Origin of the sequence: Clostridium hydrogeniformans DSM 21757, from assembly GCF_000686705.1 — a bacterium.
GTDB classification, from domain to species: Bacteria; Bacillota; Clostridia; order Clostridiales; family Clostridiaceae; genus Clostridium_Z; species Clostridium_Z hydrogeniformans.
Genome location: NZ_JMLJ01000017.1, coordinates 59,369 through 85,262 on the forward strand (window position 1 = coordinate 59,369; position 25,894 = coordinate 85,262).

42 protein-coding genes are annotated in these 25,894 nt (G+C 33.2%); 1 reads left to right on the forward strand and 41 read right to left on the reverse strand.

Going from position 1 to position 25,894, the window contains the following annotated elements; translation table 11 throughout:
- Positions 1 to 20: 20 nt before the first annotated feature.
- On the forward strand, positions 21 to 797 hold the full coding sequence (locus tag BR69_RS0110955; protein WP_027633234.1) for a DUF3048 C-terminal domain-containing protein: 777 nt from the start codon (positions 21 to 23) through the stop codon (positions 795 to 797).
- A gap of 182 nt (positions 798 to 979) precedes the next feature.
- Here the strand turns inward: BR69_RS0110955 and cwlD are convergent, their stop codons facing one another.
- The 41 genes from cwlD to BR69_RS21540 form a co-directional block, all read right to left on the reverse strand.
- The gene (cwlD, locus tag BR69_RS0110960; RefSeq protein WP_027633235.1) at positions 980 to 1,678 is read right to left on the reverse strand and encodes an N-acetylmuramoyl-L-alanine amidase CwlD; all 699 of its coding nucleotides are present in this window, start codon (positions 1,676 to 1,678) and stop codon (positions 980 to 982) included.
- Between the two features lie 482 nt (positions 1,679 to 2,160).
- Entirely contained in the window at positions 2,161 to 3,774 is a 1,614-nt protein-coding gene (locus BR69_RS0110965) for a Na/Pi cotransporter family protein (RefSeq protein ID WP_027633236.1), read from the reverse strand.
- Between the two features lie 630 nt (positions 3,775 to 4,404).
- Positions 4,405 to 4,797 (reverse strand): 30S ribosomal protein S9, encoded by a 393-nt coding sequence (gene rpsI / locus BR69_RS0110970; RefSeq protein ID WP_027633237.1) that lies wholly within the window; start codon positions 4,795 to 4,797, stop codon positions 4,405 to 4,407.
- A 24-nt stretch (positions 4,798 to 4,821) separates the two neighbouring features.
- Positions 4,822 to 5,256, reverse strand: coding sequence for a 50S ribosomal protein L13 (gene rplM, locus BR69_RS0110975; RefSeq protein ID WP_027633238.1), 435 nt, complete (start codon positions 5,254 to 5,256; stop codon positions 4,822 to 4,824).
- 152 nt (positions 5,257 to 5,408) lie between these two features.
- A complete protein-coding gene (truA, locus tag BR69_RS0110980; RefSeq protein ID WP_027633239.1) occupies positions 5,409 to 6,146 on the reverse strand; it encodes a tRNA pseudouridine(38-40) synthase TruA in 738 nt (245 codons plus the stop codon).
- A 161-nt stretch (positions 6,147 to 6,307) separates the two neighbouring features.
- Positions 6,308 to 7,102 carry an energy-coupling factor transporter transmembrane component T family protein gene (locus tag BR69_RS20440; protein ID WP_051623589.1) on the reverse strand — a complete coding sequence of 265 codons (795 nt, stop codon included), beginning with the start codon at positions 7,100 to 7,102 and terminating at the stop codon, positions 6,308 to 6,310.
- Positions 7,099 to 7,962, reverse strand: a complete 864-nt coding sequence (locus BR69_RS0110990) for an energy-coupling factor transporter ATPase (protein WP_027633240.1) — start codon at positions 7,960 to 7,962, stop codon at positions 7,099 to 7,101. Before BR69_RS0110990 ends, BR69_RS20440 begins: the two co-directional genes overlap by 4 nt.
- The gene (locus BR69_RS0110995; RefSeq protein ID WP_027633241.1) at positions 7,947 to 8,792 is read right to left on the reverse strand and encodes an energy-coupling factor transporter ATPase; all 846 of its coding nucleotides are present in this window, start codon (positions 8,790 to 8,792) and stop codon (positions 7,947 to 7,949) included. The genes BR69_RS0110990 and BR69_RS0110995 overlap by 16 nt, the downstream gene beginning before the upstream one ends.
- 298 nt (positions 8,793 to 9,090) lie before the next feature.
- Positions 9,091 to 9,432, reverse strand: a complete 342-nt coding sequence (gene rplQ, locus BR69_RS0111000) for a 50S ribosomal protein L17 (protein WP_027633242.1) — start codon at positions 9,430 to 9,432, stop codon at positions 9,091 to 9,093.
- A gap of 12 nt (positions 9,433 to 9,444) precedes the next feature.
- A complete protein-coding gene (locus BR69_RS0111005) occupies positions 9,445 to 10,392 on the reverse strand; it encodes a DNA-directed RNA polymerase subunit alpha (protein WP_027633243.1) in 948 nt (315 codons plus the stop codon).
- Positions 10,393 to 10,504: 112 nt separating this feature from the next.
- Complete coding sequence (rpsD, locus tag BR69_RS0111010; RefSeq protein ID WP_027633244.1) at positions 10,505 to 11,125, reverse strand: 30S ribosomal protein S4; 621 nt, start codon at positions 11,123 to 11,125, stop codon at positions 10,505 to 10,507.
- A gap of 31 nt (positions 11,126 to 11,156) precedes the next feature.
- Complete coding sequence (rpsK, locus tag BR69_RS0111015; protein ID WP_027633245.1) at positions 11,157 to 11,552, reverse strand: 30S ribosomal protein S11; 396 nt, start codon at positions 11,550 to 11,552, stop codon at positions 11,157 to 11,159.
- A gap of 19 nt (positions 11,553 to 11,571) precedes the next feature.
- On the reverse strand, positions 11,572 to 11,940 hold the full coding sequence (rpsM, locus tag BR69_RS0111020; protein ID WP_027633246.1) for a 30S ribosomal protein S13: 369 nt from the start codon (positions 11,938 to 11,940) through the stop codon (positions 11,572 to 11,574).
- A gap of 155 nt (positions 11,941 to 12,095) precedes the next feature.
- Complete coding sequence (gene rpmJ / locus BR69_RS0111025) at positions 12,096 to 12,209, reverse strand: 50S ribosomal protein L36 (RefSeq protein ID WP_003373491.1); 114 nt, start codon at positions 12,207 to 12,209, stop codon at positions 12,096 to 12,098.
- Positions 12,210 to 12,224: 15 nt separating this feature from the next.
- Complete coding sequence (infA, locus tag BR69_RS0111030) at positions 12,225 to 12,443, reverse strand: translation initiation factor IF-1 (RefSeq protein WP_027633247.1); 219 nt, start codon at positions 12,441 to 12,443, stop codon at positions 12,225 to 12,227.
- Positions 12,444 to 12,460: 17 nt separating this feature from the next.
- Entirely contained in the window at positions 12,461 to 12,742 is a 282-nt protein-coding gene (locus tag BR69_RS0111035) for a KOW domain-containing RNA-binding protein (RefSeq protein ID WP_242840688.1), read from the reverse strand.
- Between the two features lie 71 nt (positions 12,743 to 12,813).
- The gene (gene map / locus BR69_RS0111040) at positions 12,814 to 13,563 is read right to left on the reverse strand and encodes a type I methionyl aminopeptidase (RefSeq protein WP_027633249.1); all 750 of its coding nucleotides are present in this window, start codon (positions 13,561 to 13,563) and stop codon (positions 12,814 to 12,816) included.
- Positions 13,563 to 14,213, reverse strand: coding sequence for an adenylate kinase (locus BR69_RS0111045; RefSeq protein WP_027633250.1), 651 nt, complete (start codon positions 14,211 to 14,213; stop codon positions 13,563 to 13,565). Before BR69_RS0111045 ends, map begins: the two co-directional genes overlap by 1 nt.
- A 21-nt stretch (positions 14,214 to 14,234) precedes the next feature.
- Positions 14,235 to 15,512, reverse strand: a complete 1,278-nt coding sequence (gene secY, locus BR69_RS0111050) for a preprotein translocase subunit SecY (protein WP_027633251.1) — start codon at positions 15,510 to 15,512, stop codon at positions 14,235 to 14,237.
- Between the two features lies 1 nt (position 15,513).
- Positions 15,514 to 15,954: a 50S ribosomal protein L15 gene (rplO, locus tag BR69_RS0111055; RefSeq protein WP_027633252.1), complete on the reverse strand. Its 441-nt coding sequence runs from the start codon at positions 15,952 to 15,954 to the stop codon at positions 15,514 to 15,516.
- Between the two features lie 24 nt (positions 15,955 to 15,978).
- Positions 15,979 to 16,158, reverse strand: coding sequence for a 50S ribosomal protein L30 (gene rpmD / locus BR69_RS0111060; protein WP_027633253.1), 180 nt, complete (start codon positions 16,156 to 16,158; stop codon positions 15,979 to 15,981).
- A gap of 13 nt (positions 16,159 to 16,171) precedes the next feature.
- A complete protein-coding gene (rpsE, locus tag BR69_RS0111065; RefSeq protein ID WP_027633254.1) occupies positions 16,172 to 16,669 on the reverse strand; it encodes a 30S ribosomal protein S5 in 498 nt (165 codons plus the stop codon).
- Between the two features lie 17 nt (positions 16,670 to 16,686).
- Positions 16,687 to 17,049: a 50S ribosomal protein L18 gene (gene rplR, locus BR69_RS0111070; protein ID WP_027633255.1), complete on the reverse strand. Its 363-nt coding sequence runs from the start codon at positions 17,047 to 17,049 to the stop codon at positions 16,687 to 16,689.
- Positions 17,050 to 17,068: 19 nt separating this feature from the next.
- Positions 17,069 to 17,611, reverse strand: coding sequence for a 50S ribosomal protein L6 (rplF, locus tag BR69_RS0111075; protein WP_027633256.1), 543 nt, complete (start codon positions 17,609 to 17,611; stop codon positions 17,069 to 17,071).
- A 98-nt stretch (positions 17,612 to 17,709) separates the two neighbouring features.
- Entirely contained in the window at positions 17,710 to 18,108 is a 399-nt protein-coding gene (gene rpsH / locus BR69_RS0111080; RefSeq protein WP_027633257.1) for a 30S ribosomal protein S8, read from the reverse strand.
- Between the two features lie 36 nt (positions 18,109 to 18,144).
- Entirely contained in the window at positions 18,145 to 18,330 is a 186-nt protein-coding gene (locus tag BR69_RS0111085) for a type Z 30S ribosomal protein S14 (protein ID WP_027633258.1), read from the reverse strand.
- Positions 18,331 to 18,346: 16 nt separating this feature from the next.
- Positions 18,347 to 18,889, reverse strand: a complete 543-nt coding sequence (rplE, locus tag BR69_RS0111090) for a 50S ribosomal protein L5 (RefSeq protein WP_034849791.1) — start codon at positions 18,887 to 18,889, stop codon at positions 18,347 to 18,349.
- A gap of 22 nt (positions 18,890 to 18,911) precedes the next feature.
- Positions 18,912 to 19,226 carry a 50S ribosomal protein L24 gene (gene rplX / locus BR69_RS0111095; protein WP_034849793.1) on the reverse strand — a complete coding sequence of 105 codons (315 nt, stop codon included), beginning with the start codon at positions 19,224 to 19,226 and terminating at the stop codon, positions 18,912 to 18,914.
- Positions 19,227 to 19,246: 20 nt separating this feature from the next.
- The gene (gene rplN / locus BR69_RS0111100) at positions 19,247 to 19,615 is read right to left on the reverse strand and encodes a 50S ribosomal protein L14 (protein ID WP_027633261.1); all 369 of its coding nucleotides are present in this window, start codon (positions 19,613 to 19,615) and stop codon (positions 19,247 to 19,249) included.
- Positions 19,616 to 19,644: 29 nt separating this feature from the next.
- A complete protein-coding gene (gene rpsQ / locus BR69_RS0111105; protein WP_027633262.1) occupies positions 19,645 to 19,899 on the reverse strand; it encodes a 30S ribosomal protein S17 in 255 nt (84 codons plus the stop codon).
- 20 nt (positions 19,900 to 19,919) lie between these two features.
- Positions 19,920 to 20,132 (reverse strand): 50S ribosomal protein L29, encoded by a 213-nt coding sequence (rpmC, locus tag BR69_RS0111110; RefSeq protein ID WP_027633263.1) that lies wholly within the window; start codon positions 20,130 to 20,132, stop codon positions 19,920 to 19,922.
- Positions 20,122 to 20,565 (reverse strand): 50S ribosomal protein L16, encoded by a 444-nt coding sequence (rplP, locus tag BR69_RS0111115; RefSeq protein WP_027633264.1) that lies wholly within the window; start codon positions 20,563 to 20,565, stop codon positions 20,122 to 20,124. The genes rpmC and rplP overlap by 11 nt, the downstream gene beginning before the upstream one ends.
- A 17-nt stretch (positions 20,566 to 20,582) precedes the next feature.
- Positions 20,583 to 21,251, reverse strand: a complete 669-nt coding sequence (gene rpsC, locus BR69_RS0111120; protein WP_027633265.1) for a 30S ribosomal protein S3 — start codon at positions 21,249 to 21,251, stop codon at positions 20,583 to 20,585.
- A gap of 19 nt (positions 21,252 to 21,270) precedes the next feature.
- Positions 21,271 to 21,606, reverse strand: a complete 336-nt coding sequence (gene rplV / locus BR69_RS0111125; protein ID WP_027633266.1) for a 50S ribosomal protein L22 — start codon at positions 21,604 to 21,606, stop codon at positions 21,271 to 21,273.
- Between the two features lie 22 nt (positions 21,607 to 21,628).
- The gene (rpsS, locus tag BR69_RS0111130) at positions 21,629 to 21,910 is read right to left on the reverse strand and encodes a 30S ribosomal protein S19 (RefSeq protein ID WP_027633267.1); all 282 of its coding nucleotides are present in this window, start codon (positions 21,908 to 21,910) and stop codon (positions 21,629 to 21,631) included.
- A 68-nt stretch (positions 21,911 to 21,978) separates the two neighbouring features.
- Positions 21,979 to 22,812, reverse strand: a complete 834-nt coding sequence (rplB, locus tag BR69_RS0111135) for a 50S ribosomal protein L2 (RefSeq protein WP_027633268.1) — start codon at positions 22,810 to 22,812, stop codon at positions 21,979 to 21,981.
- 63 nt (positions 22,813 to 22,875) lie between these two features.
- Complete coding sequence (gene rplW / locus BR69_RS0111140; protein WP_027633269.1) at positions 22,876 to 23,172, reverse strand: 50S ribosomal protein L23; 297 nt, start codon at positions 23,170 to 23,172, stop codon at positions 22,876 to 22,878.
- Complete coding sequence (gene rplD / locus BR69_RS0111145; RefSeq protein WP_027633270.1) at positions 23,172 to 23,792, reverse strand: 50S ribosomal protein L4; 621 nt, start codon at positions 23,790 to 23,792, stop codon at positions 23,172 to 23,174. Before rplD ends, rplW begins: the two co-directional genes overlap by 1 nt.
- A 25-nt stretch (positions 23,793 to 23,817) precedes the next feature.
- Positions 23,818 to 24,447 carry a 50S ribosomal protein L3 gene (gene rplC, locus BR69_RS0111150; protein ID WP_027633271.1) on the reverse strand — a complete coding sequence of 210 codons (630 nt, stop codon included), beginning with the start codon at positions 24,445 to 24,447 and terminating at the stop codon, positions 23,818 to 23,820.
- Positions 24,448 to 24,547: 100 nt separating this feature from the next.
- The gene (gene rpsJ, locus BR69_RS0111155; protein ID WP_027633272.1) at positions 24,548 to 24,856 is read right to left on the reverse strand and encodes a 30S ribosomal protein S10; all 309 of its coding nucleotides are present in this window, start codon (positions 24,854 to 24,856) and stop codon (positions 24,548 to 24,550) included.
- A gap of 947 nt (positions 24,857 to 25,803) precedes the next feature.
- Positions 25,804 to 25,894 (reverse strand): EF-Tu C-terminal domain-related protein (locus BR69_RS21540; protein WP_150112267.1); only part of this gene is annotated, 91 nt, incomplete at its 5' end.

The window sequence follows — 25,894 nt, forward strand, 5'->3', positions numbered from 1 at the left end:
ATTTAGGAGGTATTTCTTTTATGAATAATAAAACTAACATATTTGATGTTGTATCCTATATACTTATATCCCTATTAGTAATAGTTCTGTTCTACAGCTTTATAAAAATTATATATCTACATATTAATAGGATTCCTCGCAACAGTGTTAATGTGTCTCCTATTACTGGAGAAATCCTCTCTCCAGTATCCTCATCAAGAGAAGCTATAGAAGTAACATATTCACAATTTAAAGACCTAGAGTCCTTTTCTGGTATCAACAAGGCCAATCTTATATATGAATACATAGATCCTAAGTTAGGTCACATATATAAGACTGTGTTTTACGATACTCCTCCAGGTAATAATTACCCTGTTTTAAATATTGAAAAAATACCTTTATTAGAATTACCTAAACTAAACTTCTCTAGTGCATTAGATGAAAAAATTGGCTCTTTTGATAGTGCCAATTCAGTGTACTTAAAAATAAATGGACTTATTTCTTCATCCTTTCTTTTTGAAAATGGAGAATATATATATTATAAAGATAAGACCCCAGAAAGAGATTTAAATGATGGGAAAAAGATAACTGTTTCTAATATAATACTGCAGTTATCAAAGGAGGAATATCCAAATAAAACTACCACAGGTAGTGGAGAAGGATTTTTATTTATGGCTGGAAAAGTCATAAAAATTAATTGGAAGAAAGAATCTAGTCCTATAAGATTTTATGATGAAAATGGTAATGAGATCTCTTTAGTAAAAGGTAAAACCTGGTTTGCTATAGGAAATAAAGAAACTTCTGTTGTTTATGACTAAAACTAAGGTTTTATAAATCATTATAGTATATGATGTAATTTTTTATTAGATTCTATATGACATTTATTGAGAACAATATATACCTTTTAAAAACTTGTCTTTAAAACCTAATTTATGTATATTACCTTAAATACAAAAAATAGGCAATAATATGCCTATTTTTATTTATTTCCTAGGAAATTTTATTCCTTTGACGAAGAATAGTATTTTTTAACTCCTTTTGTAATAGCTTCTGCAATTTTATTTTGATACTCATCCTTCTTTAAAAGGACTTCTTCTTGAGGGTTTGATAAAAATCCACATTCTACTATTATACATGGTGCTTCATACTTATCCCTAAGTATCCTATATTGATCTAGTGCTGGTTTTGCTAATCTATGATTGTTAGAATCTAGGTTTTCCTTGAAACTTTCTTGTATGGTCTCTGCTGCCACCTTACTTTCTGAAAAATCTGAATACCATATTTGCGATCCTTTTGATTTACTGCTTGTAAACATATTAAGATGGATACTTATAAACATATCACAATTAGTTTCTTTCTTCAGTTCACATCTTCTACTTAGGTCCTCAGACTTTCTTTTTTTAACCTTAGCATCCGTAGAGGTATCTAGGCTCTTATCCTCTTCCCTAGTCATATAAACTTCATACCCCTCTTTTTCTAGGCTCTCCTTTAATTTTTTAGATATGTCTAAATTTATTCCTTTTTCTATGGTTCCATTCTTAGATTTAGCTCCTCCATCAAAGCCTCCATGACCTGGGTCTATTAAGATAATCTTCTTGTTATTATCTTTAGAATAAGCCACTACATAATTTAATGAACTACATAATAAAGTAATTATAATAGTAGCTAGAGTTATGTATATTTTTTTATGTCTTTTCATCTAACTCCTCCTTATATTAGCCATAATATGAAGTTAGTTTGCTCACTTTTCTTGTATTTATGTTTAGTCTTATTTTTACATATCTTAATTATTAGCATTAAATGTTTATATCTCTTAAATTAAGATATTAATCTACTCTTTAATCATTTATATAAAAATTCGCTTATACGGTTTTAAGTTTTAAAATCACTTTAAACATCTACTTAAAATAATTTAAGTAGATGTTTAATGAATAAGTTAAACTTTATTCTTAAATCCCTATATAAGGTTTTTAGCTTGAATCTTAACTTATACATGCACTTAAATCCTTTAAGACCTTAGATCTTAAGTAGTGCATAAGATAAGTTTTGAATTGAAAACCCTATATATAATTTTACTATTTATAAATATTAAATACTAAAAAACATCGTGAAGCTTACTTCACGATGCTTTTTTAAATCTTTATTATATTATTATTTCAACATATTTTAATTTATCGTTGACTATCTATGCTTATTTAATACAGCCTCAGCTATATTCATAGCATGGTCTCCTATTCTCTCTAAGTTGTTTATCAAGTCAAGGAAAACAGCTCCAGCATGTGCACTACATGTGCCATCATTAAGTCTTTTTATGTGATTTTCTCTTAACTCTTTTTCTAATACGTCTATTCTTGCCTCTACAGCTATTATAGACTCTGCCTTAAACTTATCCCCTGTTTCATAGCTTTCAATAGCTATAGTAATAGCATTTAAGGTGTAATCAAATATATGCTTAGCTTCATCTTCTGCTATCTTAGAATAAGTTAAACTCTTAGCTATTTTTTCTAAAGTAAGCTCAGCTATATTTTTAGCATGATCTCCTACTCTTTCTATATCATTAACTACATGGAAAGTAGATGCAACTATTCCTCTTTCTTTATCTGATAAATCACTCTTAGATAACTTTACAAGATAATTAGTTATATCATACTCTAATGCGTTTATTATTTTTTCATTTTCATAAACCTTTTTAACAAGTGCTTCGTCATTTTCCAAGAAGCCTCTCATGGTAAGATCCAGATTCTCTTTAGCCTTATTTGCCATTCTTATTGTTTCTTTAATAACTTGCCCACTTGCTATAACTGGAGTTTCTAACAATCTATCATCTAGATATGCCGCTCCAACCTTTTCTATTTCAGCTTCTCCTGGTATTAGTTTATTAACTATTATTATTAAGTAGTTTATAAGAGGTAACATAACAATAGTATTAGTTACATTAAACACAGTATGTGCATTAGCTATTTGTCTCTTTATATCTCCTGGTGTTAGAGACTCTACTAAGTGTGTCAGAGGAGTCATTAAAGGTAAAAATACTAATGTACCTGCTAGGTTAAATATTAAGTGTATAAGAGCAGCCTTTCTAGCTGTTTTATTAGTTCCTATACTAGATAATAATGCTGTTACACAAGTACCTATGTTACATCCAAAAATAACTGGTAGAGCAACACTCATGTTTATAGCTCCAGTACTTGCTAATGCTATAAGTAAACCTGTGGTTGCTGATGAACTTTGAAGTACCGCTGTCATAGCAAGACCAGTTATAATTCCTAGTATCCAGTTGTCTCCAATCATCAAAATAAAGTCTTTAAATGCTGGTGAATCCTTCATAGGTGTCATGGCTTCTGACATAACTCCAAGTCCCATAAATAATATACCAAAACCTAAAATTATATTTCCTAAATCTCTTCTCTTTTTATTTTTTGAAAATAATATAATTGCGGTTCCAATTCCTATAAATATTGGTGCTACATCTTCAAGTTTAAATGCTACCAATTGAGCTGTTACTGTTGTACCTATATTGGCACCTATTATAACGCCGGCTGCTTGAGATAAGTTCATAAGTCCTGCATTAACAAATCCAACTACCATTACTGTAGTTGCACTACTACTCTGTATTATCGCTGTAACTGCAGCTCCAACTACTACTGCCATTATTCTGTTAGATGTTACTTTTTCTAGTATGCTTTTTAGCTTTTCTCCAGCTACATTCTCTAGACCGTCTCCCATTAGCTTCATTCCATAAAGAAATAAACCTAATCCTCCAATTAAACCAATAATCATCCCTACAGTATCCAAAACTTATACTCCTCCATTTTTATGAAAAATTAATTTGACCACTATATATATTAACTAAAAAAAATGTAATTGTTAAGATTTATATGTACTTTTTAACCTAAACTTAATATTCCCCACTAAAAAATGGTTATATTTTTTAGTATTTCATAAAGAGACTCTATATATTCATTAAAATTCATATATAATTATGGTTTATCATTCATAATATAATGAAATATTAATTATATATTAAACCCTTGTAAAATTAGTTATAATTTACATGCTAATTTTATAAATTAACTTCACCTTGTATATTTAATATTTATAGTTTAAAACTCAAACCCCGTCTGTACTTATTCTAGGACTTAAATACTCCCCCTAAGTTAAACTATTTTCTACTTAGCTTATATAAGCTTTAATAACACATCTAAATAATATGTTATTAAAGCTTACACTTCTAATATAGGTGCTTAACTCAAAACTTACTTTATCTCATGCTTAAAATGTGCATTTTTAATAAGCTAATTCATGGATAATCTAAGTGGAAAGATTAAAATCCTATATTTATTATTAAGTTTGATTGTAATTGTTGACTATAATAATGCTTATTAATTACAAAATAAAAAGAGAGGCAATGCCTCTCTTGAAATATTATCTCTTTGAGAATTGAGGAGCTCTTCTTGCCTTCTTAAGACCGTATTTCTTTCTTTCCTTCATTCTTGGGTCTCTTGTTAAGAATCCAGCCTTCTTTAATTCTGGTTTTAAGCTCTCATCAGCTTTTACTAAAGCTCTAGTTATTCCATGTCTTATAGCTCCCGCTTGGCCTGTGAATCCACCACCATTTACGTTAACTAAAACATCGAATTTTTCTTTAGTTCCTGTTAAGTTTAATGGTTGGTTAACTATTAATCTTAAAGTCTCTAAACCGAAATAATTTTCTATATCTCTCTTATTAATTACAACTCTTCCTTCGCCTGGTACTAATCTTACTCTAGCTACGGATTTCTTTCTTCTTCCTGTTGCCATGTATTGAACCTTAGCCATTTTTATTCCTCCTCCCAGTAACTATTAGTACTTTAACTCAAGTACTTCTGGATTTTGCGCTTGCTGATCATGCTCTTGGCCTCTATAAACCTTAAGCTTCTTTAACATTTTTCTTCCAAGAACACCTGTTGGAAGCATTCTTCTTACTGCTTCTTCAAAAGCGAATTCTGGTTTCTTTTCAAGCACTTCTCTGTATGGAATCTCTTTTAATCCACCTGGATATAAAGAGTGCTTTCTCATGAACTTTTGATCTAATTTCTTACCAGTTAATACTACCTGTTCAGCATTAATAACTATTACGAAATCTCCTGTATCAACATTCGGTGTGAATGTTGGCTTATTTTTTCCTCTTAATATTGAAGCAACTTGGCTAGCTACTCTTCCTAGTGGCTTTCCAGCAGCATCAACTACATACCATTTTCTTTCAACTTCTTGTTGCTTTGCGATGTATGATTTCATCCTATTTCCCTCCCTGAACTGATCATTAGGTTTTGATTAAGTCCGCATATATGTCAAGATCCGGGCATGTGGACCTTATACACTATGATACACTTTAAAAACAAATTAATTATAATACATTTAGCCGGGTGTGTCAATGCATTTTTTTTAAATTAATAAAATACTTCTAAAAGCTCTAACCCCATTGGTGGAACTACTATTCCAGCTAACTTTCTATCCTTTTTATCTATTATATTTTTTATTTCACCAGGATTTATTTTTTTTCTTCCAACCTCTATTAAAGTTCCAACCATAATTCTAACCATATTATATAAAAAACCATCACCAGTTACATAAATTTTTATAAGATCTTCTTCCTTTTCTATCTTAACTCTGTGAATAGTTCTCACTGTAGTTTTTACAGAACTACCTAATGTCCTAAAGGCCTCGAAGTCATGAGTACCTTCAAAATACTTAGCCCCTTCTATAATTAAATCTAAATCTAAAGCATCCTTTACTAAATAAACATAGTTCCTATGTATAGCTGATGGTACTCTCCTATTTAATATAGTATAGCAATATGTTTTTCCTTTACTATTGTATCTAGAATGGAATTTTTCCTCTACCTCTTCTGAAAATGTAACCACTATATCTTTGGGTAATTTATTATTTATTGCATATAGAAACTTTTCTCCTGGTATACTACTGTTAGTGCTAAAATTAGCTGTATATGCCCTTGAATGGACTCCTGAGTCTGTTCTACTACATCCTATCACTTCTATACTCTCTTCTTTTGTAACCTCTCCTACAGCTCTTTCAACCTCTCCTTGAATAGTTTTACCATTTTTTTGCTTTTGCCATCCTCTATAATTTGTTCCATCATATTCTAAAATAAGTTTTATATTTCTCATTAAAGCCTCACTTTAAAATTTCTATTTTACCTTATATATATTACTTAAGCTATCTTACCTACTAGTTAGTAGACTGTATTTTTATACTTAAGACAAAGTCTCTTAAGATTAAACTAAAGTTACAGGTCTTAAACCTTATCCCCCTCAGTTTAATCTTAAAATTATCTAATAAATATAGATGCAGCTGCAAATCCAAAGAAGGTAACAAAAGCTATAGCATCTATTCCTTCCATCTTAAGCTGTTTCATTCTAGTTCTACCTTCTCCACCTCTATAGCATCTTGCTTCCATAGCCATTGCAAGCTCTTCTGCTCTTCTAAAGGAAGATATAAATAATGGTACTAAAAGAGGTATTAAACTCTTTGCCTTTTGTATAAGCTTTCCACTTTCAAAATCAGCACCTCTTGCCATCTGTGCTTTCATTATTTTATCCGTCTCATCCATTAAAGTTGGTATGAATCTTAATGCTATAGTCATCATCATAGCAAGTTCATGAGCTGGTACTCCTATCTTCTTAAATGGGTTTAGAAGCTTCTCTATACCATCTGTAAGCTCTATAGGAGAAGTAGTTAGTGTAAGTAAGGATGATCCCATTATCAAAAATACAAGCCTTAATACCATAAATAAAGCAGTATTTACACCCTCTTTATATATTTTTAAGAACTTCCATTGAAATAATAATTCCTTTCCTTCAATCATAAAGACATTCAATAGGGCGGTTATTATTATTAGCATAAAAACTGGTTTCAATCCCTTATATAAATACTTAGGAGATAATTTAGCCACCCATACAATAATACCTAAAAAGGCAACTACAAAAATGTATCCCACAAAGCTCTTAATTAAGAATAATTGAATTATAAACAGTATAGCAGTAAGTATTTTAGTTCTTGGGTCAAGTCTATGTATAAAAGAATCCCCTGGAACATATTGACCTATAGTTATATCCTTAATCATTTAGTTTCTGCCCCCTTAAAGTATTTTAAGAGCTCATCCTTAGCTGTAGAAACAGTAAAAATATTATCATCTATATTAAACCCTCTCTCCTTAAGAGCTCTTATTAAATAGGTCACTTGAGGAGCTGCAAGCCCAACCTCTTCTAGTGTATCTATATTTCTAAATACCTCATTAGGTCTCCCATCTAATATACATTTTCCTTTATTCATAACAACTACCCTATCAGCTACTTTAGCTACATCCTCCATACTATGAGACACAAGAATTATTGTCATGTTATACTCTTTATGAAGCTTCTTTATTTGATACAATATTTCATCTCTGCCCTTAGGATCAAGTCCTGCTGTAGGTTCATCCAATATTAAAATCCTTGGCTCCATTGCAACTACTCCTGCAATAGCTACCCTTCTTTTTTGTCCTCCACTTAACTCAAAGGGAGACTTATCTTTATAGGTTTCATAGTCAAGACCAACCATTTTCATAGCCCTTTTTACCCTAGTATCAATCTCTTTATCTGATAACCCTAAATTTTTAGGTCCAAATTGTATATCCTTTTCAATAGTTTCTTCAAAAAGTTGATATTCAGGATATTGAAAAACTAATCCAACCTTTTTTCTTATATCACTTAATTTTACACCTTTATTAAGTATATCAGTTCCATCTATTATTATTTTTCCTGAAGTAGGCTTTAATAAACCATTTAAGTGCTGTATAAGGGTAGACTTTCCTGATCCAGTATGTCCTATAAGCGCTATAAACTCTCCATCATTTAACTCAATAGAGATATCATCTAAAGCTATTTTTTCAAAGGGTGACTTAGCCATATAAATATGTGTTAAATTTTCTATTTTAATTGACATAACGCATCCACCATTTCATTTATAGTTAATATTTCTTCATTTATCTTTATACCATTTTCATTTAATTCATAAGCAAGTTCTGTAACTTGAGGTACATCAAGACCTATCTTTTTCATTAAAGGAACCTTACTAAATACATCCTTTGGTTTTCCCTCAAGTACTATTTTACCATTATCCATTACTACAATTCTATCTGCCTCTACTGCTTCTTCCATATAGTGGGTTATAAGAACTATAGTAATACCAAATTCCTTATTTAATTCTTTTATTGTTCTAACCACTTCTTTTCTACCAGAAGGATCCAGCATTGCTGTTGGTTCATCTAAAATTATACATTTAGGCCTCATTGCAAGTATTCCTGCTATAGCTACTCTTTGCTTTTGCCCTCCTGATAATAAATGTGGTGCATGTCTTCTATAATCATACATTCCAACTCTTTTAAGACTCTCATCTACTCTTTTTCTTATTTCTTCTGATGGAACCCCTAGGTTCTCTGGTCCAAAGGCTACATCTTCCTCTACAATAGTTGCAACTAATTGGTTATCAGGGTTTTGGAAAACCATTCCTGCAGTGCTTCTTACCTTCCATGTATTATTTTCATCAGTAGTATCCATACCATCTATGTAAATTTTACCTCCACTTGGAAGTAGCAAAGCATTCATATGCTTAGCTATTGTGGATTTTCCGGACCCATTATGGCCTAAAACTACAAGAAACTCACCTTCAGTTACCTCTAGGTTAACTCCATTTACAGCATACTTTTCTTCACTACCCTCATATGTAGTATACTTATAGGTGAGATCTTCACATAAAATCATCTTATCTTTCATAAATTATAACCTCCACAAAGTAAAACCTTTAAAGTCAGTTTTACTCACCTTAAAATATAGTTCTACCCTTCTCAATACCTTAATATTTACTAATTTCATATATAATAAGAACTCTTACACTTGGTTCTAAAAAATAAGCACTAGAAATAATCCAACAAAAATCCTAAACTAGATATTTTCTACTACTTACCCTATTATAAAAAACTTTTTGTACTTATACAATAATATAAGAAATATTTATTTTTATATAGTAAAATGGGGACTAAGTTTAACTTAATCCCCTTTAAAATACACCATACTATACTAATTCTAGTATAACTGTTTCAGCTGCATCTCCTCTTCTTGGACCAACTTTATACATTCTAGTGTATCCACCATTTCTTTCTGCATACTTTGGAGCTACGTTATCAAATAAATTTGTAACTACATCTTCCTCTGTTACAAAAGAAAGTACTTGTCTTCTTGAATGAAGATCCCCTGCCTTTGCAAGAGTTATCATTTTTTCAGCTATTCTTCTAGTTTCCTTAGCTCTTGCTTCAGTTGTTTCTATCTTACCATGTTTTAAGAAACTAGTAACAAGATTTCTTAGCATAGCTCTTCTCTGGTCAGTAGGACGACCTAATTTACGTTGAACTGCCATGACTTTACCTCCTTACTCGTCGTTTAATCTTAAGCTTAGTCCTAAGTCCTTAAGCTTTTTCTCTACTTCTTCAAGAGATTTTTTTCCTAGATTTCTAACCTTCATCATATCATCCATAGATCTTTGTGCAAGCTCTTGAACACTATTGATGCCTGCTCTCTTTAAACAGTTATAAGATCTAACTGATAAATCAAGCTCTTCTATGGTCATTTCTAGTACTTTCTCTTTTTTATCTTCTTCTTTTTCTATCATTATTTCAACGTCATCAGCATTATCTGTTAGAGTTAAGAATAACTTAAAGTGCTCTATTAAGATTTTTGCTGATAAACTTATAGCTTCTTCTATTTTTATAGTTCCATTAGTCCATACTTCTAAAGTTAACTTGTCGTAGTCTGTTATTTGGCCTACTCTTGTGTTGTTCACAGTAAAGTTAACTCTTTTAACTGGAGTATATATAGAATCTATTGGAATTGAAGAAAGTGGTAGGTTATCACTTTTGTTTTTAGTTTGAGAAACATATCCTCTTCCCCTATTAACTGTGATTTCCATATATAACTTAGCATTATCATCTAATGTTGCTATATGAAGATCTTTACTAATAACCTCAACATCTCCATCTGTTTTTATATCTGCTCCAGTAATAACTCCTGGTCCTTTAGCATCTATATATACAGTCTTTGGACCATCTCCTGTCATCTTCAATGCAAGAGTCTTTATGTTTAATATAAGTTCTGTAACATCTTCCTTAACTCCAGGAACTGTTGAGAACTCATGTAAAACACCATCTATCTTAACAGAAGTAGCTGCTACTCCTGGTAATGAAGATAACAAAATTCTTCTTAGAGAGTTTCCAAGAGTTATTCCGTAACCTCTTTCAAGTGGCTCTACTATAAACTTTCCGTATGTTCCGTCTTCACTAACTTCAATACATTCTATTTTTGGCTTTTCTATTTCTAACATTTACAAACCCTCCTTAACTTTAAAAAATGGCAACCTTTTATGAGGGCAACTGATTCTATAAATTTGCTTAGGTAGAAATATTTTTCTACCCAAGTGCAAATTTTAAAAGCTATTACTTGCTGTATAACTCGACGATTAATGTCTCATTTACTGGTACATCAATGTCTTCTCTAGCAGGCTCAGCTACAACCTTACCTTCAAAGTTTTCTGGATTAGCTTGTAACCACTTTGGTAAAGTCTTAGGATTTTCAGCAAATACCTTAAACTTCTCCTTAGCCTTACTATTTTCACAAACAGTTATAACATCATTAACTGATACCTTATATGAAGGGATATCAACTTTCTTTCCATTTACTAAGAAATGTCCATGAGTAACTAACTGTCTAGCTTCTGTTCTAGAATTTCCGTAACCTAATCTATAAGCTACGTTATCTAATCTTAATTCTAAAAGCATTAATAGGTTCTCACCTGTTATTCCTCTTAGTTTATCAGCCTTTTCATAATATGTTCTGAATTGGCTCTCTAGAACTCCGTATATTCTTCTAGCCTTTTGCTTCTCTCTTAATTGTGTTCCGTAGTTAGATATTTTCTTTCTGCTTTGACCATGCTGACCAGGTGCATAGCTTCTTCTTGCAAAAGCACACTTTTCTGTAAAGCATCTATCACCTTTTAAGAATAGCTTCATACCTTCTCTTCTGCAAAGTCTGCAAGTAGCGCCAGTATATCTTGCCATTAATTACACCTCCTGTTATGTTAATAAATAATTACACTCTTCTTCTCTTTGGTGGTCTACATCCGTTATGTGGTATTGGAGTAACGTCTTTTATTAGACTTACTTCTAATCCAGCAGCTTGTAATGATCTTATAGCTGCTTCTCTACCTGATCCAGGTCCCTTAACGTATACTTCAACACTCTTTAAACCGTGTTCCATAGCTGCTTTAGCTGCTGTTTCAGCTGCCATTTGCGCTGCAAATGGAGTACTCTTTCTTGAACCCTTGAAGCCTAGTCCGCCAGCACTAGCCCAAGATAATGCATTTCCTGCTGTATCAGTTAAAGTAACTATACTGTTATTAAAAGTTGACTTAATATGAGCTGCTCCCTGCTCAATATTCTTTCTATCTTTTTTTCTTCTGGTCTTTTTAACCTTCTGAGCTGCCATTACATTCCCTCCTTACTTATTACTTCTTCTTGTTAGCTATAGTCTTCTTAGGACCTTTTCTTGTTCTAGCATTAGTCTTAGTCTTTTGACCTCTTACTGGAAGTCCTCTTCTATGTCTAATACCTCTATAACATCCTATTTCAACTAATCTCTTTATGCTAAGAGCGACATCTCTTCTAAGATCTCCCTCAACTTTTAAATTCTTGTTTATATAATCTCTTATAGCATTAACTTCTTCTTCAGTTAAATCCTTAACTCTAGTATCAGAATTTACTCCTGTAGCTTCAAGAATTTTATGAGAAGTTGGTAGTCCTATTCCAAAGATATATGTTAAACCTATTTCAACTCTTTTTTCTTTTGGTAGGTCAACACCTGATATTCTTGCCATTAAAACTTACACCTCCTGGTAATTGAGATACACTAATCTTTTTGTACATCAATAAATTTTATAACCTTTTATTTATATATGAAATTTTAAGTCCTAAGGAAGTGAGCAATCCCTTCCTTATCAGCCGCACCTAAAACTTAATATCTTTGATAATCTTAGCCTTGCTTTTGCTTGTGCTTAGGATTTTCACAGATAACCATTACTCTTCCTTTTCTTTTTATAACTTTGCACTTTTCGCAAATAGGCTTAACTGATGGTCTTACTTTCATAGTTAACCCTCCTTATTACTTTGCTCTCCAAGTAATTCTTCCACGAGTTAGGTCATATGGAGATAATTCCACAGTTACCTTATCTCCCGGAATTATTCTTATGAAGTTCATTCTTAACTTTCCTGATAAATGAGCTAATATTTTATGCCCACTTTCTAATTCTACTTCAAATGTTGCGTTTGGTAAAGATTCTAATACTCTACCTTCCATTTCTATAACATCATCTTTTGGCATAAGGTAATCAAACCTCCTTAAATAATGCCTTTAGCTTTAAAAAACTTTTTTATAATAACATCTACTTCTTTATTATTAGACATTATTACTTTTTTTATATCATCAGCTAAATCACTCGTAATATTTAAATGTCTTAGCTTCTTTTTCTTAGGAGCCTCTACGGTCTTCCTCTTTCCATCAGCAAGTAACACATAATTCTCATCTATTTGCTCTATGACAATGTAGTAATTACCTCTGTCTCTTCCTGATTTAGAAATTACAACTGTACCTATTAAATCATTGTCTTGCAAATTATTCACCTCTATGATTACCTTAGTCATAAGTTCTTATGCTAGATGCCATATGAATTTATAACTAAGCAGAATTATCTCTATTTTATTAGAGTTAAAATTTCTGGACCTTCTGGTAGAATTACTACTGTGTTTTCATATTGTGCTGAAAGACTTTTATCGGCAGTAACAACTGTCCATCCATCAGCCTTAGTTACAACATGAAACTTTCCTATATTAACCATAGGTTCTATAGCTAACACCATTCCTTCAACCAGCTTTGGTCCCCTGCCTGGTCTCCCAAAATTCGGAACCTCAGGGTCTTCATGTAGGCTTTTGCCTATGCCATGACCCACGAAATCTCTTACTACTGAGAAGCCGTTTGTCTCAACATGAGTTTGTATAGCATGAGATATATCTGTAAGTCTCTTGCCTATAACTGCATTTTCTATGCCCTTAAAGAAGCTTTCTTCAGTAACTCTTATAAGTTTTGAAGCTTCCTCGGAAATGCTTCCTACAGGATATGTTCTTGCAGCATCTCCATGAAAGCCATTTACATAAGCTCCACAATCTAAAGTAACAATGTCACCATCTTGAAGAACTCTATTTCCTGGTATTCCATGTACAACCTCATCATTTACACTTACACATAGTGTAGCCGGAAACCCACCATATCCTTTAAAGGAAGGCTTAGCTCCTTGCTTAGTTATAAATTCTTCTGCAATCTTATCTATATCAGCAGTAGTCATTCCTGGTTTTATAATTCCTTTAAACATTAAAAGAGTTTCACCAACAATTCTTCCTGCTTCTCTCATACAATCAATCTCTTGACTATTTTTGATATGAATCATTACTTATCTCTCCCTAGTATATTACATACACTATCAAAAACTTCATTTATAGCTTTAGTTCCATCAACTACTTTAAGTAATTTTTCTTCATTATAGTAATTAATTAATGGTTGAGTCTGATTGTCATATACTTGTAGTCTTTCTTTAACAGTAGCTTCATTATCATCTTTACGCTGAATTATGTCACTACCACATACATCACACTTACCTTCAACCTTTGATGGGTTAAACTTTATGTGATAACTAGCTCCACAAGAAAGACAAACTCTTCTTCCAGTCATTCTATCTAATATGAAGTCTTTAGGAACATCTATTAATAAAGCACAATCCATGCCTTCATTTTTATTCTGAAGAAATACTTTTAGGGCTTCAGCTTGAGCAACTGTTCTTGGAAATCCATCAAGTAGAAAACCTTTCTTACAGTCCTCATCAGATAATCTATCTTTAACTATATCAATAGTTAAAGAATCTGGAACTAACTGTCCATTATCGATATATCTTTTAGCTTCTACTCCTAAGGGAGTCTCTTCTGATATATTCTTTCTAAATATATCTCCAGTTGATATATGAGGTATATCATATCTGTTACTTATTGATTTAGCTTGAGTACCTTTTCCTGCACCTGGAGGACCTAATAATATAATCTTCACCGGCATCATCTCCAATTTTTACTATTTAAGAAATCCTTGATAATGACGCATTACTAGCTGTGACTCTATTTGTCTCATTGTATCAAGTGATACACCAACTAAGATTAATAGCATTGTTCCTCCGAACTGTATGCCCTTAAATGGTGTGTATGCATCCATAACTAGTGGGAATATTGCAATTAAAGCTGCAAAAGTTCCTCCTAAAACAGAAATTCTATCTAAAACTCTCTCTATAAACTTAGCAGTTGGCTCACCTGGTCTAATTCCAGGAATAAATCCTGCTGACTTATGCATATTCTCTGCCATTTCATCTGGCTTAAATGTTACTTGAGAATAAAACCAAGTAAAGAATATAACAAAAATCGCATAAACCACCATATAAGCTGCACTGTCAGTTTTAAAGATACTATATGGACTTGTGTTTATCCAAGTAGCAAATGAAGAATTTGGGAAGAATTGTGCAATAGTTGGTGGGAACTGTAATACAGATAAAGCAAATATTATTGCTATAACTGCTGATCCACTTATACCTATTGGAATATGAGTTGATTGACCTTTATAGGTCTTATTTCCAACAGCCTTACCAGCGTATTGTACAGGTATCCTTCTTTCAGCAAGAGTCATTACTATTACTGCTAAAATCATTGCTACTGATATTATTATGAATAAAGACATTCCTATTATATCAACATCACCGCTCTTTGTACGATCGATAAGCTGATATACCATTACAGGGAATCTAGATATTATATTTACAAATATTATAAGGGAAACACCGTTTCCTATGCCCTTAACTGTGATTTGATCTCCAAGCCACATTAAGAAAGCTGATGCTGCTATTAGAGGAACCATTATTAAAATAATTCCTAATGTTGATGTATCTAATACAGCCCCAGTGTTCATGGCTAAGGCAACAATTCCATAAGCCATAAAAATTGAAAGAGGGATAGCTAAGTATCTAGTGACATTTTGTATCTTCTTTCTACCTTCTTCCCCTTCTTTGGACAATTGCTCTAGTTGAGGAATTGCCATAGTTAAAAGCTGCATTATAATAGAAGCATTTATGTATGGTGAAACCGCTAATGCAAATATACTAAATTTACTAAATGCCCCTCCTGCCATGAAATCATAGAAGTTAATTAAACCTCCTGCTTTATTCATGCTTTGTAATTGAGCTGTATCAATTCCAGGAACAGGAATAAAGTTTCCTATCCTGAAAATTGCTACTAAAAATATGGTGTATAAAATTCTTTTTCTTAAATCTGGAACTTTCCATGCATTACGTAGGGTTGATAGCATTTTATACCACCTCGACTTTTCCTCCAGCTGCTTCTATTTTCTCAGCTGCAGATTTAGAGAATTTTGTAGCCTTTACTGTTAACTTTTTCTCTAAGTTTCCGTTTCCTAATATCTTAACTCCGTCTAATAACTTACTTACTACTCTTCTTTCAAGTAATAATTCTAAAGTTACAACTGTTCCGTCTTCAAAGATATTTAATCTGTCAACATTTATTGTAACATACTCTTTTGCGAATATGTTTGTAAATCCTCTCTTAGGAAGTCTTCTGTATAAAGGCATTTGGCCTCCTTCGAAACCAGGTCTTACTCCGCCACCTGATCTAGAATTTTGACCCTTTTCACCTTTTCCAGCGTTTCTTCCTAATCCTGATCCAGTACCTCTACCAACTCTTTTGGGAGCTTTTCTGCTTCCAGCTGCTGGTGTTAAATCATGAAGTCTCATGCTACTTACACCTCCTCTTACTTATTAAATTTCTTCTACTTTTAATAAGTAGTCAACTTTTTTAATCATACCTAATATCTGAGGTGTTCCCTCATGCTCTCTGCAAGCTCCTATTTTCTTTAAACCTAACGCGTTTGCAGTAGCTATATGATCTTTTTTTCTACCTATTAAGCTTTTTACTAAAGTAACCTTTATTTTAGCCAAGGCAAATCCCTCCTTAACCTAAAATTTCTTCAACAGATTTACCTCTTAGCTTAGCAATTTGCTCAGCTGTTCTAAGGTTCGCTAATCCATTGATAGTAGCATTAACCATATTTTTTGGATTGTTAGATCCTAAAGACTTAGCTCTAACGTCTTTTAATCCAGCAAGCTCAAGTACCGCTCTTGCAGGACCTCCAGCTATAACTCCAGTACCTTCAGCAGCTGGCATTATTAATACATTACCAGTTCCGAATTTACCATTTATTCTATGAGGAACTGTTGTTCCAACTAATTCAACCTTAACTAGGTTCTTCTTGGCATCTTCTATTCCTTTTCTGATCGCCTCAGGTATCTCGATAGACTTACCTATACCAACGCCAACGTGTCCGTTCTCGTCTCCAACAACAACTAAAGCGCTGAATCTGAAGTTTCTACCACCCTTAACAACCTTAGTAACTCTATTTATGTGTACAACTTTTTCTTTAAGATCTAGAGTGCTAGGATCGATTCTCATGTATTTCCCTCCTTAAATTAGAATTGTAGGCCAGCTTCTCTTGCTCCGTCTGCAAGTTCTTTTATTCTTCCATGGTATATGTATCCACCTCTGTCGAATACGACATCCTTTATACCATTTTCTATAGCTCTTTTAGCAACCATTTCTCCTACTAATTTAGCAGCATCTTTGTTACTACCTACTTTATTAGTGAACTCTTTATCTAAGCTAGAAGCAGCAACTAAAGTTTTTCCAGCTACATCATCTATAATTTGAGCGTATATGTTCTTTTCACTTCTATAAACACTTAGTCTTGGTCTTTGAGAAGTTCCTGAAACTTTTTTACGAACTCTTAGATGACGTCTAACTCTTTGTTCTTGTCTATCTTGCTTCTTTATCATTTAGCTTCACTCCTTTCTATTATTTCTTACCAGTCTTACCTTCCTTACGTCTGATAACTTCATTAGAGTACTTAATTCCTTTACCCTTATATGGCTCTGGCTTTCTCCAGCTTCTGATATCAGCTGCAGCATCTCCAACTTTTTCTTTATCTATTCCCTTAACTAAAACTTGAGTTGTAGCTGGAACTTCAAAAGTAATTCCTTCTATTGGCTCTATTTCTACTGGATGAGAGAATCCAAGATTCATAACAAGCTTCTTACCTTGTAATTGTGCTCTATAACCAACACCTACAAGATCTAAAGTCTTCTGATATCCTTCAGTTACTCCCTTAACCATATTATTTATTAATGCTCTTGTTAAACCATGAAGAGATCTATGAGTTTTATGATCACTTGGTCTTGTAACAACAACTTCATTATTTTCAATTGCTATGTTTATATCTGTATGCATAGCCTTTGTTAATTCTCCCTTTGGTCCCTTTACTGTAACAACGTTCTCTGGTGTTACAGTAACTGTTACACCATTAGGAATGGCTACTGGTAATCTACCAACTCTTGACATAATAGCACCTCCTACATTCCTTGTTTGTGTGCGGATATCTATATCTCGCTAATCTATACTTAACTATAATCTATATTTCAAATCTCTTTTGTTCTAAATTACCATACGTAACAAAGAACTTCTCCACCAACTCCAAGCTTTCTAGCTTCTCTGTCAGTAACTATTCCATTAGAAGTAGATACTACTGCTACTCCTAATCCGTTTAATACCTTAGGAATATCATCCTTTTGGCAGTAAACTCTTAATCCTGGCTTAGATATTCTCTTTAAACCAGTTACAACTCTTTCCTTGTTAGCACCGTACTTAAGAGTCATTCTTAACATTGGAACTACTCCATCTGAGTATTCCTCTATATTCTTTATATATCCTTCTTGTAATAATATATTAGCTATCGCCTTCTTTACATTTGAAGAAGGAACTTCTACTACTTCATGTCTTACAGCATTTGCATTTCTTATACGTGTTAGCAAATCTGCGATAGGATCTGTTACAACCATGTTATGTGCCTCCTTTCTTTATCCAATAACAATATCTTACCAGCTCGCCTTTCTACATCCAGGGATTTCACCTTTGTAAGCTAATTCTCTGAAGCATATACGACAAACTCCAAATTTCTTTAAAACAGCATGTGGTCTTCCACATAATCTACATCTTGTGTATGCTCTGCTTGCATATTTAGGTGTCTTGTTCCACTTTTCTATTAAAGCTTTACGTGCCACAATCTTCCCTCCTTAATTATTGAGCAAATGGCATTCCAAGGAATCTTAATAGTTCTCTAGCTTCCTCGTCAGTCTCTGCAGTTGTTACAAAGATTATATCCATTCCTCTAACTTTATCTATCTTATCATACTCAATCTCTGGGAATATTAGTTGCTCTTTTATTCCTAGGGCGTAGTTTCCTCTTCCATCGAATGACTTAGAAGATATTCCTCTAAAGTCTCTTACTCTTGGTAGAGCTATGCTTACGAACTTATCGGCAAACTCATACATCTTGTTCTTTCTTAGAGTTACTTTACATCCTATTGGCATATTTTCTCTTATTTTGAAGTTAGCAACAGATTTCTTAGATCTTGTTAATATTGGCTTTTGACCACATATTAATTGAAGATCAGCAACTGCAGCTTCTAGAGTCTTAGGATTATCCTTAGCCTCTCCAACTCCCATGTTTATAATTATTTTTTCAAGTCTTGGAACTTGCATTATATTTTTATATCCGAACTTTTCCATCATAGCTGGAACTATTTCGTTATTATACTTCTCTTGTAGTCTTGCGATCATTGGGTCTACCTCCTTTCAAATATTAGAATGTTTCTCCACACTTCTTGCAAAGTCTTACTTTTGCTCCGTCTTCTAATAACTTGTGGCTTATTCTTGTAACATTGCTACACTTTTTGCAATATAACATTACTTTTGAACTATATATTGCAGCTTCTTCTTTAACTATTCCACCTTGCATATTTGCTTTGCTTGGTTTCTTATGCTTAGTTACTACATTTACGCCTTTTACAATAACTTTTCCTGTCTTAGGCATAACTGATAAAACCTCTCCAGTTTTGCCCTTATCCTTACCGGATATAACCATAACTGTATCGTTCTTTCTTACATGAACTTTCATTATTTAGACACCTCCCTATCTTATAGAACTTCAGGTGCTAATGATAATATTTTTGTAAACTCTTTATCTCTTAGCTCCCTTGCAACTGGTCCGAAGATACGAGTTCCTCTTGGTTGCTTATCGTCCTTTATTATAACTGCTGCATTCTCATCGAATCTTATGTAAGAACCATCGCCTCTTCTTAGTCCTTTAACGGATCTAACTACAACAGCCTTAACAACATCTCCTTTTTTAACAACTCCGCCTGGTGTTGCACTTTTAACACTAGCAACTATTATATCACCGATGTTTCCATATTTTCTCTTAGAACCACCTAAAACTCTTATGCACATAATTTCTTTTGCACCTGAATTATCTGCAACCTTTAGCCTGGTTTGTTGTTGAATCATGCAAATACCCTCCTTTCAGTCTAAAAGACCTATTTCGCCTTTTCAACTATTTCTACTAATCTCCATCTTTTATCTTTAGATAATGGTCTAGTCTCCATTATTTCTACTCTATCATTTAACTTAGCTTCATTATTTTCATCATGAGCTTTGAACTTTGTAGTTTTATTCATAGTCTTTCCATATAAAGGATGACGAACTTTTGTTTCAACAGCTACAACTATTGTCTTATCCATCTTATCTGAAACAACCTTACCGATTCTGCTCTTTCTATTTCCTCTTTCCACAGGTTATACCTCCTTTCAGATTACTGCTCAAAAGCCTTTATTTCTTCTTGTCTTATTATAGTCTTTATTTGGGCAATAGACTTTTTCACTTCTTTAATTCTCATTGGATTCTCTAATTGGCCAGTAGCTAATTGGAATCTTAAGTTGAATAGCTCAGCCTTAAGATCGCTTAGCTTTACTCTTAAATCTTGAGGGCTGTTTGTTCTTAGTTCTTTTAACTCTCTAGCCTTCATTCTTCTCACCACCCATTTCTTCGAAGTCTCTTCTTGTAACGAACTTAGTCTTTACAGGAAGTTTATGTGATGCAAGTCTCATAGCTTCTCTAGCTACTTCTTCATTAACTCCAGATAATTCGAATAACACTCTACCTGGCTTAATTACTGCTACCCAGTACTCTGGTGAACCCTTACCTGAACCCATACGAGTTTCAGCTGGTTTTTGAGTTACTGGCTTATCTGGGAAAACCTTTATCCAAAGCTTTCCTCCTCTTTTTATATATCTATTGATAGCTATTCTCGCAGCTTCTATTTGGTTGCTTGTTATCCAACCACATTCTGTAGCTTGTATAGCGTAATCTCCGTATGCGATAAAGTTACCTCTTGTAGCTTTACCTCTCATTCTACCACGTTGTACCTTACGATGCTTTACTCTTTTAGGCATTAACATAACTGATTCCTCCTTTCTTACGCGTTAGCCTCTTCCTTCTTATCAACTTTCTTTGTTGGAAGAACTTCGCCATTATAAACCCAAACCTTAACTCCGATTTTTCCGTAAGTTGTGTCTGCTTCAGCAAATCCGTAGTCTATATCAGCTCTTAGAGTTTGTAGTGGAATAGTGCCTTCATGATAGTGTTCTGTTCTAGCTATTTCTGCTCCACCAAGTCTTCCTGAACATGCAATCTTAACACCCTTAACGTTGTTCTTCATTGCTCTTTGGATTGTTTGCTTCATAGCTCTTCTGAAAGATATTCTCTTCTCTAATTGTGCTGCTACATTTTCTGCCATTAACTGTGCATCAGCTTCTACATTCTTAACTTCAACTATGTTGATTAGAATGTTCTTGTTTGGTATTATAGCATTTAACTCTTTCTTAAGAGCTTCTATTCCTGATCCACCTCTGCCGATTACAACACCTGGCTTAGCAGTATATATGTTTAACTTTACTCTCTTTGCAGCTCTTTCTATTTCAATCTTAGATATCCCTGCTGAGAATAGTCTCTTCTTTACAAAAGTTCTAATCTTATTATCTTCTACTAGGTAATCTGAAAAATTATTTTTATCAGCATACCATTTAGCGTTCCATTCTTTGATAACGCCAACTCTTAGTCCATGAGGATTAACTTTTTGACCCACTCTATGTCCCTCCTTCTACTTAAGCTATTTCTTTTACAACTAGTGTTATATGACTAGTTCTTTTATTTATTCTATATGCTCTACCTTGAGCACGTGGTCTAAATCTCTTTAATGTCGGTCCTGGACCTACATGTGCTTCCGCAACAACTAATCTAGCTGGATCTAAATTGTTATTGTTCTCCGCATTTGCAACAGCTGATTTTAATACCTTATATATTACATCAGCGGCATCCTTTGGAGTGTATTTAAGTATAGCAAAAGCTTCATTAACACTTTTTCCTCTTATTAAGTCTAATACAACTCCAACCTTCATTGGAGACATTCTTATATACTTAGCTATAGCTTTAGCTTCCATTAATGTTTCCTCCTTTCCAAGGTTATCTTCTCTTTGAAGTTTTTTCGTTATTAACGTGTCCTCTATAAGTTCTTGTTAATACGAATTCTCCAAGTTTATGTCCAACCATATCCTCAACAACATATACTGGAACATGCTTTCTTCCGTCATGAACAGCTATTGTGTGTCCTATCATTTGAGGGAAGATTGTTGAACTTCTTGACCAAGTCTTTATAACCTTCTTCTCACTATTTTTATTCATTTCATTTATCTTCTTTAAAAGACCTTCATGCACGAAAGGTCCTTTTTTTAATGATCTACTCATGTATTGGCCTCCCTTCATAGAACTTTATTAAGTTAGCTTCAGAAGAGAATATGAATTCTCTCCTAGAACTATCTTCCGTTTCTTCCCTTTATTATTAATCTATCAGAATACTTCTTATTCTTTCTAGTCTTATATCCAAGAGCTGGTTTACCCCATGGAGTAACTGGACTCGGTCTTCCTATTGGAGATCTACCTTCTCCTCCTCCGTGTGGGTGGTCACATGGGTTCATTACAGATCCTCTTACAGTTGGTCTGATTCCCATATGTCTCTTTCTACCTGCTTTACCTATGTTAACTATATCGTTAGTTAAGTTAGAAACAGTTCCTATTGTTGCTCTACACTCAATTCTTACATATCTCATTTCACCTGATGGTAATCTTAGTGTTGCATAGTTTCCTTCTTTAGCCATTAATTGTGCTGAAGAACCCGCTGCTCTTACAAGCTGACCACCTTTTCCTGCTGCAAGCTCAACATTGTGAACTACAGAACCTACTGGTATGTTCTTTAATTGAAGTGTATTACCAGGCTTTATATCTGAATCTGGTCCAGATACTACTGTATCTCCAACCTTTAATCCAACTGGAGCGATTATGTATCTCTTATCTCCATCAGCATATACAACTAACGCTATGTATGCTGTTCTGTTTGGATCGTATTCTATAGAAACAACCTTCGCTGGTATACCATCCTTGTTTCTCTTGAAATCTATTATTCTGTATTTTCTCTTAGCACCACCACCATGGTGTCTAACAGTTATCTTTCCTTGAGCATTTCTACCACCGCTCTTCTTTAAAGACACTAAAAGAGATTTTTCTGGTGAACTTGTTGTGATCTCTTCAAATGTTGACATAGTCATTTCTCTTCTTGATGGGGTAGTAGGTCTAAAAGTTTTAACTGCCATTTAAATTCCCTCCTTTTTCAGCTTATCTGGCGAAACCGCCAATACTGGCTTTATTTATCTGTACTATTGCATTCCTTCAAAGAACTCTATAGCTTTGCTGTCTGCCGCTAACTTAACGATAGCCTTCTTGAAATCTGCTCTCTTACCAACATGTACGCCAACTCTTTTAGTTTTGCCTAACATGTTTATAGTCTTAACATCTTCAACTTTAACACCAAATACTTCTTCAACAGCTTTCTTTATTTGAACTTTGTTAGCGCTGCTGTGTACGATGAAAGTGTATTTCTTTTCTGCCATTGCAGTCATTGACTTCTCAGTTATAACTGGCTTTCTTATTATATCATGGCTAGTTAACTTCATTATGCGTACACCTCCTCAATCTTAGATACAGCGTCCTTAGTTATTAATATCTTCTCAAACTTTAATAAGTCATAAACATTTATGTTGTTTACAGGTATTACTGAAACCCCTTCTATGTTTCTTGCTGACTTATATACATTCTCGTTTGATTCTGCTGTAACTATTAAAGTCTTCTTAGCTTCAAACGCATTTAATATTTTAATCATTTCCTTAGTCTTTGGAGCTGCTAATTCTAAGCTTTCAAGAACTAAGAATTGGTTGTCTTGAACTCTGCTTGTTAAAGCTGACTTCATAGCAACTTTTCTCATACTCTTAGGCGTTGAAACTCTGTAGTCTCTTGGCTTTGGTGCGAAGACAATTCCTCCGTGTATCCACTGTGGAGATCTTATAGATCCTTGTCTTGCTCTACCTGTTCCTTTTTGTCTCCAAGGCTTTATTCCACCTCCAGAAACCTCTGCTCTAGTCTTAGCTGATTGAGTTCCTTGTCTCTTGTTTGCTAAAAGAGCAACTACTACTTGATGCATTACGTGTGGTTTCACTTCAGCACCAAATACAACTTCTGATAATTCGATTTCTCCAACTTGCTTTGCTTCTATGTTAAATAATCCTACCTTTGGCATTCTGCATCCTCCTTTCTAACAGAAATTAAGCTTTAACGCTATTTCTTATTATTACTAGACCTTTGTTTGGTCCTGGTATTCCACCCTTTATTAAGATTACATTCTTTTCAGCCATTACTTTAACAACTTCAAGATTAATAACTGTTCTCTTAACATTTCCCATGTGTCCAGGCATTTTCTTGTTCTTAAATGTTCTTGATGGATCAGAAGAAGCTCCCATAGAACCTACTCCTCTGTGATACTTAGAACCGTGAGACATTGGTCCTCTGCTGAAGTTCCATTTCTTAATAACTCCTGCAAATCCCTTACCCTTAGAAGTTCCAGTTATATCAACTTTTTCTCCTGCTTGGAACATATCAACTGTTAATTCTTGACCTACTTGGTATTCACCAGCATTTTCAAGCCTGAACTCTCTTATATATCTCTTAACAGCTACTCCAGCCTTGTTGAAGTGTCCCTTCTTTGGCTTGTTAACTAGCTTTTCTCTTATTTCACCAAATCCAACTTGTATTGCATCATATCCATCCTTTTCTGTTGTCTTCTTTTGAAGAACTACGCATGGACCTGCTTCTACAACTGTTACAGGAACAACCTTTCCGTTCTCGTTAAAGATTTGAGTCATTCCAACTTTTTTTCCTAATATTGCTTTTTTCATGCTTTACACCTCCTAAACATATTAGCGGATCACTTTATTTTTTAGCAATCATAATAGTTCGTAATAGTTATCTATTACGCGTACACTATTTTATGTACGTTTATAACTTTATTTCTATGTCTACTCCTGATGGTAGATCTAATCTCATTAATGCATCAACTGTTTTAGGTGATGGATTAACTATGTCGATTAATCTCTTATGAGTTCTTATTTCGAACTGCTCTCTTGCATCCTTATACTTGTGTGGAGCTCTTAGGACTGTTATAATATCCTTCTCAGTTGGTAGTGGCACTGGGCCAGACACCTTTGCTCCTGTAGACTTTGCAGTCTCAACTATTTTCTCTGCTGATTGATCTAATATTGTGTGATCAAACGCCTTTAATCTTATTCTTATTTTTTGTTTTGACATTTCATTCCCTCCTTTTCATGTACGCTTTACTTACTTACGCACAACAGCGGACGTTCTATAAACTGCTCCAGGTGTTTCATAGTTTAAAACAACCTTATACAAAGAATAGAATTCCCGTCGTCAGGTTCTAAGACCTAAACATGCTCAACAAGAATTCCCCGTAAGCTCGGCAACCTCTTGTTTCATCACTGTTATAGCTTCACAACTATTACATTATAATATATTTTAAAACTTTTTACAATAGTTTTTTTATAATAAGCTATTTATATGAAAACTTTATGTATAAACAGGATACCTATAACATTATATATATTTTTTTTATTAATTTCAACAGATAATTTTTTCATAAAATACCTGTATAAATTTTCTTATATATAAGTTGCAATTAATACTATTGATAAAACTAATTCTTAATCCTATTAATAACACTATCCTATCTATTTAAAATAATTTATTACTTTTAAAATATTCATAATTAAATTTAAAACTTTAAAATATAAAATACTCATTATAAATAAAAAATGTATATCTTAATAAAATAAAATTTAATTCAGATAAGATTTCACTTACCCTAAACTCTCTACTAACTAATCAGTACACTTACAATTCCAATACATATAATTAAAAGAATACAACATTAGGATTATAAAATTCATTCATACACAAAAAAGCACAGGAGGATAATATAATATCCCCCCGTACTTTTTAAAGGCCTTTTAGTGAACTTCCCATAATATTCATTGCGCTTAAATATCACAGGATTTTTAGTACATACTAAAACTTTTTCCTACTATATAAATTCTAAACTCATTGCGCTATGAATTCTCCTTTATATATTAGGCTTAAATTCCCTCAAGCTCATTGGTACTCTAATCTTATAATCAATGTTTATCCTAAAACTTAGAATAAAACTTTTATTATTATTTCTATTATAATTAAAAATTTAATTATTTAACTATAGAAGTAACAACTCCTGATCCTACTGTTCTTCCACCTTCTCTTATAGCGAATCTTAATCCTTCGTCCATAGCTACTGGT